Origin of the sequence: Aquimarina algicola, assembly GCF_006443095.1 — a bacterium.
Classification (GTDB): domain Bacteria; phylum Bacteroidota; class Bacteroidia; order Flavobacteriales; family Flavobacteriaceae; genus Aquimarina; species Aquimarina algicola.
Map to the genome: position 1 here is coordinate 602,915 of NZ_VFWZ01000002.1, position 12,212 is coordinate 615,126.

The window sequence follows — 12,212 nt, forward strand, 5'->3', positions numbered from 1 at the left end:
ATGACAAAGAATTTATTGATGATATTTACCCGTAATCCCGAATTGGGTAAATGCAAAACCAGACTAGCAGCTACTATAGGAGATCAGGCTGCTTTAGATATTTATAAATTTTTACTAGAACATACCGTCTCAATCACTCAAAACCTTCAGGTAGATAAGCAAGTACATTACTCTGTAAAAGTAAGAGAACATGATATTTGGGACGCACAAACGTATATCAAAAAACAACAAAATGGTGAAGATTTAGGAATCCGTATGGAACATGCCTTTGCAGATGGTTTTACGCAAGGATATCAAAACATCATAATTATTGGTAGTGATATGTATGACCTTAGTCAAAAAGACTTACAAAACGCTTTTGAAGCCCTAGAAAACAATGATTATGTAGTAGGTCCTGCAGAAGATGGTGGGTATTATTTATTTGGAATGAAATCCTTAAATTCACACGTTTTTAAAAATAAAGAATGGGGAACAAACACAGTCCTCAAAGACACATTAGAAGATATAAAAGATTCTTCAGTAAAAATACTAGAAGAACGTAATGATGTTGATTATTATGAAGATATCAAAGACATCGAAGTGTTTCAAAAATTTTTCTAACCAATAAAAAAATATAAGATGGTAAAATACATTGAAGAAACCGCAGAATTCCTTCAGCAAAAAGGATTCACAAATCCCGAAGTAGGAATTATATTGGGTACAGGATTAGGACAGCTGATTGACGAATTAGAAATCATAAAAGAAGTTAGTTACAATCATATCCCAAATTTTCCAACTGCAACAGTAGAGTTTCATAAAGGAAAACTTATCTATGGAAAACTTGAGGGTAAAAATGTAATTGTAATGCAGGGACGTTTTCACCTTTATGAAGGATATACATTACAGGATGTTACTTATCCTGTGCGTATTATGCACAAACTAGGCATCAAAACATTATTGATCTCAAATGCATCCGGAGCAGTAAATCTTGATTTCAAAAAGGGAGAATTGATGTTGATTGATGATCATATTAATCTACAAGGAGGGTCTCCACTTGGTTTCAAAGGAGTAGAAAAACTAGGAACCCGATTTACCGATATGAGTGCTCCTTATGATCAAGAAATCAATACAAAAATCGAGACAATTGCCTCTGATCATAATATCAATTTGCACAAAGGAGTATATGCCTCTGTATTTGGCCCTCAACTTGAAACACGCGCAGAGTATCGATATCTTAAAATTATAGGTGCCGATGCAGTAGGAATGAGTACCGTACCCGAAGTTATTGTTGCGAATCACCTAGATCTAAAAGTTGCTGCAGTATCTGTACTTACAGATGAATGTGATCCTAATGATCTAAAACCAATTAACATTGACGAAATTATTGCAATGGCAGCAAAAGCAGAACCAAACATGATATTATTATTCAAAGAATTGATAAAATCTTTATCGTGAAAGTTATTTATTTTCAAATCGACTTAAAGATATAACCTTTAAGCACTTTACATTTTAAACTACAAATATTTATGAGTTATTTAGATACTACGCATGACGTTTATAAGGAAGCAGCATTAACACCAGATGTAGGATTATGCTGTACAACAAACCCTATTTGGGAGCTTCCCGGACTTAAAATCCCAAAAATAATGCAAGAAATGAATTATGGCTGTGGGAGTACCGTTAATGCAAGAGACTTAACAAATAATCCTAAAATTCTTTATGTTGGTGTAGGTGGTGGTATGGAGCTTTTACAGTTCTCATATTTTTCAAGACAAAAAAATGGAGTAATTGGTATCGATGTCGTTGAAGAAATGCTGGACGCTTCTCGCAAAAATTTCAAAATAGCAGAGCAAGAAAATGACTGGTTCAAGAGTGAATTCGTGGATTTGCGATCCGGTGATGCACTTCACCTTCCGGTAGAGGATAACAGCATAGATGTTGCTGCTCAAAATTGTCTTTTCAATATATTTAAAGAAGAAGATCTTAAAAAAGCCATTGAAGAGATGTATCGTGTACTAAAACCCCATGGAAGATTAGTAATGAGTGATCCTACTTGTGAACAACCTATGAATGAAACTCTTAGAAATGATGAACGATTAAGAGCACTTTGTCTAAGTGGTAGTTTACCTATTGCAGAATATGTAAAAGCACTGACAGATGTAGGATTTGGAACGATCGAGATAAGAGCAAGAAAACCATATCGTATCCTTGATTCTAAGCATTATGCTACTGATGAACTAATTTATATAGAGTCTATAGAAGTAGCTGCTATAAAAGATCCAATGCCAGAAGATGGACCTTGTGTATTCACAGGAAAAGCCGCTATCTATTTTGGGGATGATGATTATTTTGATGACAAAAAAGGACATGTATTATTAAAAAATCAGCCTATTGCAGTATGTGATAAAACTGCAGGTGCTTTGGCATCACTAGAGAGAGATGATATTTTCATAAGTGAATCTACCTATCATTACGATGGAGGCGGATGTTGTTAACATTTTTTTACAAAACACTTAATTTTTTAACATATAAAATATTTTAAAGTTTTTTATCCTAAATAATTGCATTTTATCGATAATTTTAATTTTTTTGTAATGAGCAGAATAAGAATAGCCTGCTAGTATTACTCAACCATATTAAAACTAGATACATCAAATCAATGAAAAAAGGTAAATTACTTTGGTTAGCCCTAATTGTAATATTTTGTTTTGTGATGAATGCGCAAACAAAACCCGATCATTCTAAGTGGGATCAACTTTTGATTCTTAATGTATCAAAAGACGGAAAGGTAAACTATGAGGGAATGATAAAAGATAGTCCTCTATTTTATGAGTATTTCAGATCATTATCAGATACTCCCCCTACAGAAGAATGGTCAAAAGAAGAAAAATTAGCCTATTGGATCAATGCATATAATGCAATTGCGCTTAAGATGATTATGGACAATTATCCGGTAAAAAGTATCAATGATTTGCATGACCCATGGAACCAAAAGTTTTTTAGGATCAAAGACAAACGCTACAGCCTTGATGAAATTGAACATCAGATTTTAAGAAAAATGAATGAGCCAAGGATTCATTTTTTGATTAATTGTGCTGCAAATTCATCTCCCAAACTATGGAATATGGCTTATACAGCAAAAAATGTAAACGAAGCTTTAGAAACAAAAACAAGAGAATTTATAAATGATCCTACAAAAAATGTGATTGAAGATGAAAAGATAAATCTCTCTCAAATTTTTGAATGGTATAAAGATGATTTTAATAAAGGTGATGTAGCAGCATTTATTAATCAATATAGTACCGTAAGAATTAATAAAGTCCCTAAAAAATCATACAAACAATATGATTGGGGATTAAATAAACAGTAGTCAGCAAGCTTATGACAACAATCTTATGATTTGCTGATTTTATTTTCTAGATATGGAAAAATACATCGAAATCATAAAAAATTCATATACAGGATATTGGTCTTATCTCAAAAATGAAATTTTACTCCAAAATCAATGGGATAATTATTTTTATGGATTAATCCTAGTATCAATTATAGTTTGGGGATTAGAAATAGTTTTCCCCTGGAGAAAAGATCAGGCAAGATTACGTAAAGATTTTTGGTTAGATGCATTTTATATGTTTTTCAACTTTTTTTTACTTAACCTTATTGTTCTAATAGCGCTATCTAACACTACAGAAGCTTTTTTTAATGATATTCTTTCATTAATAGGTTTATCATCCTCAGACGTTCAACTTTTTGATGTCGATGCATTACCTAGACCAATAGGTTTGTTGATATTTTTCTTAGTAAGTGACTTTACACAGTGGAATACCCACCGCCTACTGCATCGTGTTCCCTTTTTATGGAATTTTCATAAAGTTCATCACTCTGTAAAAGAAATGGGATTTGCTGCTCATTTGCGATATCATTGGATGGAACCTGTAGTGTATAAATCTCTACTATACATTCCAATAGCTGTAATCGGAGGTTTTGATGCACAAGATGTAGCTATCGTCCACTTCTTTGCGTTAACAATAGGACATCTTAATCACGCAAACCTAGGTTGGGATTATGGTATTTTGAAATATATATTTAACAATCCTAAAATGCATATTTGGCACCATGCTAAGAATTTACCAAAGCATACCAAATATGGTGTAAATTTTGGAATATCATTAAGTATTTGGGATTACCTGTTCAAAACAAGTCATATTCCCAGCGATGGAAAAGACATCGAACTTGGGTTTGAAGGTGATGAGCGTTTTCCCAAAGATTTTTTACAACAAGAAATATATCCTATTAAATTAAAAAGCTAGTATATTACATTGAAAACATTACTTCCTCTTATCATATCTATACTTATCCTCTCTTGTAGTGGAAGTAAAAAAGTAGTTCAAAAATCTGAGCAAGCTATAGTCAATATTCAAAAATCAGAATCGCAAGAAACAGATACGATTACCTTAAAAAAACTGGATAATATCGCTCCAAAAAAAGAAGAAACTCCAAAGCCTATTGTTGAAGAAGTTGTAAAAGCAAAAGACTCTTCTTTAACAGAAACTATACCAGCTATAAATGATACAGTCATTTTTACACATTCTATCTGGGCTGAGTTATTAACTAAATATGTCTCTGATAAAGGTATCGTAAATTATAAAGGCTTTAAGCAGGACAAAAAATCACTTAAGAAATATCTAGATCAATTAAGCAATAATCTACCAGATCAAGATTGGAACAAATCCAAAAAGCTAGCGTATTGGATGAATGCATACAATGCATTTACTGTAAAATTGATTATAGACCACTACCCTGTTCAAAGCATAAAAGATATTAAAGACCCTTGGGATGCTCGTTTTTTCAAATTAGGCAAAAAATGGTATAACCTTAATGAAATAGAGCACAAAATACTCAGAAAAATGGGGGAACCCAAAATACATTTTGGAATCAATTGTGCTTCTTATTCTTGTCCTAAACTATCCAACAAAGCATTTACCGAGCAAAATGTAAACAAAGAACTTCAAAAGCTTGCTATTCATTTTATTAATGATCCTAATAAAAACACAATCACTCCTACAAAAGTTCAGCTATCTAAAATATTTTCTTGGTTTGGCAAAGATTTTAAAACTGAGGGTACTCTAATTGACTCTCTTAACCAATATTCTGAAATTAAAATCAAACCTAATGCTATAAAGAATTTCAAAAAATACAACTGGAATCTTAATGAATAACTTAAATTTTTAAAATAAATTTATATTTTTTAGCAAAATAATGATCTAAATAAGGTTAAAATAATCTTAATCCTTCCTAGACATATCGCTTCTTAAAAAGATCTATTGCTTGCACAAAAAATCAATTCAACATACTGATTATCAAATTTTTAAATTCAAAAATACAAAATCAGATTTATTAGCTGATTATTTTCAAATCAATATGCATTACATAAAACCTTTTACTTTTTATGTAAGGAAACAAACACCTCATCTACTAATATTATAATTCAAAACTAGTTTTTTAATTTGATCATTATAAGTAAGAGAGATTGGAAATGAATTATTGATTAACCATTTAAAAATTAAGAAAATGACTATCCCTAAAATTATACTAATAGCAGTCGGAATATTATTCTTCTTACCGGCAAAAGCACAATATAAATTTGATCATTCTGTTTGGGATCAAGCCTTATTATTAAACGTTTCTGAAGACGGTCAAGTAAATTATGACGGCTTTATGAGAGACAGCTCTCAACTCTACAGATATTTTAAACAATTGTCTGAAAATCCTCCTCAAGAAGACTGGAGTAGAGAAGAAAAAATGGCATATTGGATAAACGCTTATAATGCGTATACTATAAAACTAATTATAGACAGTTACCCGCTTAAAAGTATTAAAGATTTAGAAGATCCTTGGGGTAAAAAGTTTTTCAAAATAGATGGTGAATGGCATAGTTTGGGAGAATTAGAACATAAAATTTTAAGAAAATTTGGTGACCCTAGAATACATTTTGCTATCAACTGTGCCTCTTTCTCTTGTCCTGTAGTTTGGAATAGAGCATATACAGGAGATAATCTTCATGAAGCATTAGATACCCAAACTGAAAAATTTATTAATGACCCTACTAGAAATACAATAACTGAAGATGAAGTTTCTGTATCAAAAATATTTACCTGGTACAAAAAAGACTTTAAAGTGAATGGTGGAGATGTAAAAGATTTTATTAATAGATACTCTTCTGTAAAAATTGAAAAGCAAACCAAAAAAGGGTATAAAGATTATAACTGGAAGTTAAATGAAGTAACTAAACCTAACGAGGCATTTGCTTTAGATTAATTTTAAAATTTAAGTATATTGATATTAGATAGTAAATACGTAAATTTATTTTCAAAAGATTAGTATTTCAGTTTTGAAAGTATCAATCATCATCCCAATATTAAATGAAGCAGCTACTATAAGTAAGCTGCTTTCGTATTTGGTTAAAGTTTCTTCAAAAAATGTAGTCAAAGAAATTTTGGTTGTCGATGGCGGTAGTGAAGATAATTCTCAAACATTGGTTCAAAATCTCGCGCAATCACATCGAGACATTAATATCAAACTTGTTACCTCAACAAAAGGGAGAGCAATACAATTAAATAAAGGTGCAGAAATGGCCACTGCAGAAGTTTTGTATTTTTTACATGCCGATTCTTATCCCCCTCCAAATTTTGAAGATGATATTATTAATCAGGTAAAACATGGAAATCTTGCAGGATGTTTCAGAATGAAATTTGACTCGACCCATTGGTGGCTCCGTTTTACAGGATGGTTAACTCGTTTTAACAGCAAAAAATGTAGAGGTGGAGATCAAAGTCAGTTTATTACAAAAAAACTATTTAATGATATTGGTAAATACAATGAGTCCTTTGTTGTTTATGAAGATAATGACCTGGTAGAACGTCTATTTGCAAAAAAACAATTTGTGATCATACCAAAATATATTACCACCTCTGCACGACGATATGAGGAAGTTGGCATCTGGCGTTTACAATATCACTTTTTAAACATTCATTTAAGAAAATGGATGGGCGCATCATCAGAAGATTTATATAAGTACTATAAAGAAAAAGTGACGAATTAAAATGCACCAAGTTCTTTTAAGACGTTTGTAATTTTACTCTTAAACTTCAAAATGTCTTCACTTTGATCACTTGTATCAGAAGTATCAATATTATACCTTTTCTTATCCCCATCACGAGTTTGTATCAAAAAATAAAAACCTCCTTGATCAGCACAATCAGGGCAACCGTATATTTTATCTTTTCCAATGATTAATTCTTCTGGGATTTCTTGTAGCAAGAATTTATATTGTTCAAATTGATCATTTCTATAGGTAAAAGAGCTTTTAAAGACAGCTCCTTCACTAAAAATATTCGTCATATCTCCTCTTTCTAAAGTATTGCTATCAATCTTAAAAATATCTTCACAATCTCCTAAACAAAATCCTGCATAAGATCCAAACACCAATGATTCTATTTTACCAGGACCATTATCAACCACCTCATTTTTAACATTAGGAGTATCGTCACGATTACAAGACAAAAATGTGATAATAAGAATAGCTAGTGTGGTTTTTAACATTTTCATGACATATTATATTCATTTTGCATTTATAAGACTGATTATTTACAAAATGGTTGCGTTAAAATATGTACTTTATGTTAAAATAATTAAAAATCTAAAAACAACCTTGTAATTAGGTATTGTCACTGTAAGACCTAAAACTCATTTGTTTTATATACTTTAAAAAACTGAAGTAAAACATTTATAAATTAACGGTTAAGTACAATATTCATATAAATCTATCTTTGCAAGATTCAAATATAGTAGTCAGTTTTCAATTAAAAATTAACTCAGGTTAATTTTTAATACGTTAAGATAAGTTTTATCTCTTTAAATAATTATTTCTAAATATCTAAAAGTACTGTCCAATACCAAAGACAAAACCGTTTGTTGAATCATCTGTAACCCCATATCCATAATCAATTCTAAAGATGGCATTAAAGATTTTCTTGTGTATAAAACGTAAACCTACGCCGGGATAGAGTCTAAAGTTTTGCGAGTCCCCAAAATCGCCAAAATCACCACCTGGGTTACGCCAGCTTCCACCATCTACAAAAACATTACTTTGTAAAACAAACCAGTTTTTTTCATACAAAGTTTGCCTGTATTCTGTATTAAGTACAATCACACCTGTACCCCTATCTATAGTATTCCCTACTCCTCTAATGTTTAAGTTATTATCTACAGCAAAAGGAGCAAAAGGAGTATCATCATTACTAGCCAACCCTACACGTAGTCGGTTTGCCCAATTTCCTTTTTTTCCAACTCTTTTAAAATACATAAAATCATTCCACCAAATAAAGAAGTCAGGTAAAACATCTTCTGTACTGATCACATATTGAGCATTCAAAACACTTCTAAAACCAGATACATATTGATAATCGAAGTTCAAATTATTATATTCATAAATCAACTTATATAGCAATTTATCTACATTAAAATCTTGAGGAACTTCTGGACTGGTTGCTCCTGTTTTATATTGGTAGTCTTCATTAAAATAATTTAGTCCCAATTCTATCCTATGACGAAGATTAAATTGATAAAGACCTAATAATTCGTAAGATGTGTTATTATATTTATAATCTGCTGTTCCGTTTTCTAAGAAAACAGGTTCTTCTGTAGTAAGACTTTGAAAATTAAATGCTAAACCAAATTTTTTTCCAAATAGAAAAGGCGCTCTAATTTGTGCTGCGTAAGAATTATAAATATCATTCTGATAAAAACCTCCTAAAGTGATATTACGCCCGAGTAAATTAAACTCGGATAACATAAGTCTAAAGGCAAATTCATCATCATTTGTTGTGTATACATTGGCTCCCGGTATGATCGTAAAGTTTTCTTCTACACCATATACAAGTTCGTATCCATTTTCTTTTTCTACCACTTGATAATATGCATGCGCTATAGACGGTAAACGTTTTAATCTTTTGATATCTTCTTCGATTTGTAGAGAATCTAAAACATTGCCTTCTTTCAAAGAAGTAAGTTTTTGCAACGCAGAAGTTTTTGTCTTTTTATTACCTTGTATTCGTATGGTAGAAATATTTTTTTCTTGCGAATAGCTTGATATAGAAAAGATACTGATACTTAAAATAACGAAATATAAATATTTAAAATTCATTTTTTTGTATTATAAAACGCTCTTACTAATTTTTCAGAGGGTTTGTTTTGAACTGTAAATCTATTATTATCAGTACCGCCGGATTCTTGATGATTGTGGTACCATTTCCATAAAAAACCTCCGGCAAACCATGGTTCATCCCAAAATTCTTGATATAATGCTTTTAAGGCATTTTCTTGAGCTTTCAGGTTAACTTTACCTTGTATGCGACTAGACTCCCAAGGTGTTTTGCCTGTATAATCGACACTACGATACCCGTATTCTGTAAATAGAACTGGCTTATTAATTTTTGACTGTAGCATCTTAATATTATTTTTAGAGGTTTGCCAACCTTTTCTAATTTCTTCTACTTTTGGTGTTTGACTTTGAGCTACAGGAAAATAAGCATCTATACCTATATAATCTAAGTCTTTCCAAAAATGAACTTTATTAAATTGGTCCCAATTTTCTGCATATGTAAGTTCTCCACTGTATACAGTTTTGATTTTAGCAATCAATTGGTTCCAAAAACCAGTTCTTTGTTGTACAAAAGTATGTAGCTCTGTACCAATACATAATAAGGGCACTTTCATTTCTTCAGCCAACTCTGCATACAGCATGATAAATTCTTGATAAGAATTTTCAAAAACCTTCCAGTCTTCTTCAGAATTCATTTTTATATTCCCGGTAAACTCTCCATGCCATACCCATATCTGGGGTTTCAACATTACTTTTATACCTTTCTCATTGAGAAGTTGTATTGTTTTTTTTGCTCCGTCTCTACGCTCTCCCCACCACTGTCTTTCTACATTAAATACAATTTCTGGTGTTTCTAGTTTTTTTAAAAAACCAAAAGGCATTACTGCTGCCCAATTGGCATTGACTGCTGCTACAGGAGTTATTTCTTTTAAGCTAATTTTTTGAGGTGCTCCTACAAAGCTTACCCCATTGATTTTATGATTTTGACCAGAACAAGCACAAAAAATAAAACAGATGAGTAGTAACAAAACTCTTTTCATAAACTCCTTTTTGCTCATGAAAATACAACTTTATTTACAAAGAACTTTATATCAAAAATGATATGGATCAACAGTTTGTCTACCTTACTTATTACAATTTTACACCTCTCTCTTCAGGCAGACAAACTTTATAATGATTTAAAATACGGCTCTTAAACCTATATTAAATGTTTCTCCAAGACCAGTATTATCACCATCTACAAAATTAGTGTACAGCGCTTCTATATTTAACTCTCTTGTAAGTTGATATTTTGCTCCACCGCCCAATGCTGTAAAACTTTGATCAAAATCATTTCCTAAATCAATAAGTTCTGAATGTTGTGCAAGTGCTAAAACTGTAAATTTTGAACTAGGAAAATAACTGAAAAATATTCCCGGAGTAAGCCTTAAGCTATTATTAGCAAAACTGTCTTCTTCTTCTCCAAAATTAAGTTCTGAGTTTAACTCTCCAAAAATTTGAAATTTATTCCCAGGGAAAGTATGATCATAAAAGAAACGATTTTGCCAGATATATCCATCTTGATCTAAGAAAACACCATCTTCAGTTTCATTATCTACCAGAGGAATAAAAAATGAACTTTGAATAGAAAAATTGTTTACATTTTTTAAGGGTACAAATTTTACTGACGGTGCTATAGATGTTAATCCAGACCTAGCAGTTCCACCTTCTCCATCAAATTTAAAAACGTCTAATGCATCTCTATCTGCAACTACATTTGATCTAAATTCTAAAATAGCTCCCACATTCCATCTTCTGTTATTTCCAACACCAGTATACGCTTCTAACGTTGAAGTAAAAAAGGTTTGTCTAGGTTCTTTACCATCTGTAAAGGTACTTTCTGTTTGTGTATAAAGGTTATTAAACCATTTGATATCATATTGACCTTTTCCTATTAATTTTGAAGGTGTAAGTGTTTGTATAACCGAACCTTGATCTTCTTCATCTTGTGCTATACCAGCTACTGAAAGACATAAACCTATGGCTAATGCAAATACTACTTTTGTTTTCATTTCTTTGATTTATTAGCATAAGAGTCCTTGTTCAAAGCATATTTTATATCGAAACTTTGAAAAAATATCTCCTATAAAAAGTTATTAATTAATTGTTTTTAAGACTATTTTAAATTTGATTCAAATTCCAGTTGTAGGTATAGTAAGATACTTTAGCTTTAGCTGGAATTTTTTCTTTTCTGAACTTATTAATAAAATCTACTTCAGATCCATTACGAGTGAAATCTTCCTTATACCATTCAAAAATTTGGGATATCTGTACTTTATTTCCTTTTACTTTTATAAAAGAAGAGTTGTTAAGAGCTTTAACTGTTTGTCTCTGTAATTGAGCTTCTAATGTTGAAGGTTTGTATGCTGTATTAATAATCGGTGGGCAACCTAAACCAGCACACACCAATACAAAGTGAAATCTTGCTTCATTAGGAAAGTTTTTTCTCAATATCTTATTCTCAAGATCATTAAGTGTGGTTTTAACACCTCCTAATGTATATGTAGTTTTATCAAAAAAGCCTTTGACGTTAAGTGGTGATTTGGTAGGATAATTATCCACTATTCCTTTGATTACTGCCAAATTATAAGCGTTAATATAAAACGCTTGATACGTACTCACTTTACTTTTTGAAACCTTTATGCCAGCCGCCATATCAATTAAAGCTTCAAGACTTGCAGGATCTTTTTTGATTTCTTTATATTTTACTTTTCCATTTGCAACATAAGTCTTAAAAAAGACATCTGCTTTACTAAAAAAATCAGTAGTGCTTTGAGAAAAACCAAACTGAATTGACACTAATAATAGAAATACTGTTACTTTTTTCATTTCTTTTCTTTTTGTCAGCTTATTAATATAAAGCTGAATATATATTATGATTAAAAACTAATGAAGTTTATCATGATAACCAGGCAGTCAGTCGAAGGGTAAATATTCAACTTACAAATATTTTTAGATTTATTTAAGGCATTAGAAACAAATCTTTTTGTATTGCTTCATGTACGTTAAACATAACATTTCCTTACAAAAG

13 protein-coding genes are annotated in these 12,212 nt (G+C 31.1%); 8 read left to right on the top strand and 5 right to left on the bottom strand.

The features are described 5' to 3' along the window. The 8 genes from FHK87_RS06565 to FHK87_RS06600 all read left to right on the top strand — a co-directional run bounded on the left by FHK87_RS06565 (position 1) and on the right by FHK87_RS06600 (position 7,081). A complete protein-coding gene (locus FHK87_RS06565) occupies positions 1 to 600 on the top strand; it encodes a TIGR04282 family arsenosugar biosynthesis glycosyltransferase (protein ID WP_140591769.1) in 600 nt (199 codons plus the stop codon). Positions 601 to 618: 18 nt separating this feature from the next. Then, positions 619 to 1,434, top strand: a complete 816-nt coding sequence (locus tag FHK87_RS06570; protein WP_140591774.1) for a purine-nucleoside phosphorylase — start codon at positions 619 to 621, stop codon at positions 1,432 to 1,434. Positions 1,435 to 1,505: 71 nt separating this feature from the next. Continuing rightward, positions 1,506 to 2,474 (top strand): arsenosugar biosynthesis arsenite methyltransferase ArsM, encoded by a 969-nt coding sequence (gene arsM, locus FHK87_RS06575; protein WP_140591778.1) that lies wholly within the window; start codon positions 1,506 to 1,508, stop codon positions 2,472 to 2,474. 164 nt (positions 2,475 to 2,638) lie between these two features. Then, entirely contained in the window at positions 2,639 to 3,349 is a 711-nt protein-coding gene (locus FHK87_RS06580) for a DUF547 domain-containing protein (RefSeq protein ID WP_226294122.1), read from the top strand. Positions 3,350 to 3,401: 52 nt separating this feature from the next. Further along, positions 3,402 to 4,289, top strand: a complete 888-nt coding sequence (locus tag FHK87_RS06585) for a sterol desaturase family protein (RefSeq protein WP_140591781.1) — start codon at positions 3,402 to 3,404, stop codon at positions 4,287 to 4,289. Positions 4,290 to 4,298: 9 nt separating this feature from the next. Then, the gene (locus FHK87_RS06590; protein ID WP_226294123.1) at positions 4,299 to 5,198 is read left to right on the top strand and encodes a DUF547 domain-containing protein; all 900 of its coding nucleotides are present in this window, start codon (positions 4,299 to 4,301) and stop codon (positions 5,196 to 5,198) included. 352 nt (positions 5,199 to 5,550) lie between these two features. After that, entirely contained in the window at positions 5,551 to 6,297 is a 747-nt protein-coding gene (locus FHK87_RS06595; protein ID WP_140591783.1) for a DUF547 domain-containing protein, read from the top strand. Between the two features lie 73 nt (positions 6,298 to 6,370). Continuing rightward, positions 6,371 to 7,081, top strand: a complete 711-nt coding sequence (locus tag FHK87_RS06600) for a TIGR04283 family arsenosugar biosynthesis glycosyltransferase (RefSeq protein ID WP_140591785.1) — start codon at positions 6,371 to 6,373, stop codon at positions 7,079 to 7,081. Here FHK87_RS06600 and FHK87_RS06605 read toward each other — a convergent pair. From FHK87_RS06605 to FHK87_RS06625, 5 genes are all read right to left on the bottom strand, one after another. Then, complete coding sequence (locus tag FHK87_RS06605) at positions 7,078 to 7,587, bottom strand: hypothetical protein (protein WP_140591788.1); 510 nt, start codon at positions 7,585 to 7,587, stop codon at positions 7,078 to 7,080. The two genes, FHK87_RS06600 and FHK87_RS06605, sit on opposite strands and share 4 nt — an antisense overlap. Before the next feature lie 328 nt (positions 7,588 to 7,915). Further along, positions 7,916 to 9,184, bottom strand: coding sequence for an FtsQ-type POTRA domain-containing protein (locus FHK87_RS06610; protein WP_140591790.1), 1,269 nt, complete (start codon positions 9,182 to 9,184; stop codon positions 7,916 to 7,918). Further along, positions 9,181 to 10,182 carry a glycoside hydrolase family 113 gene (locus FHK87_RS06615; protein ID WP_140591794.1) on the bottom strand — a complete coding sequence of 334 codons (1,002 nt, stop codon included), beginning with the start codon at positions 10,180 to 10,182 and terminating at the stop codon, positions 9,181 to 9,183. The genes FHK87_RS06610 and FHK87_RS06615 overlap by 4 nt, the downstream gene beginning before the upstream one ends. Positions 10,183 to 10,320: 138 nt before the next feature. Further along, positions 10,321 to 11,193 (bottom strand): hypothetical protein, encoded by an 873-nt coding sequence (locus FHK87_RS06620; protein ID WP_140591799.1) that lies wholly within the window; start codon positions 11,191 to 11,193, stop codon positions 10,321 to 10,323. 109 nt (positions 11,194 to 11,302) lie between these two features. Continuing rightward, positions 11,303 to 12,010, bottom strand: coding sequence for a DUF547 domain-containing protein (locus tag FHK87_RS06625; protein ID WP_140591802.1), 708 nt, complete (start codon positions 12,008 to 12,010; stop codon positions 11,303 to 11,305). Between the last annotated feature and the right edge of the window lie 202 nt (positions 12,011 to 12,212).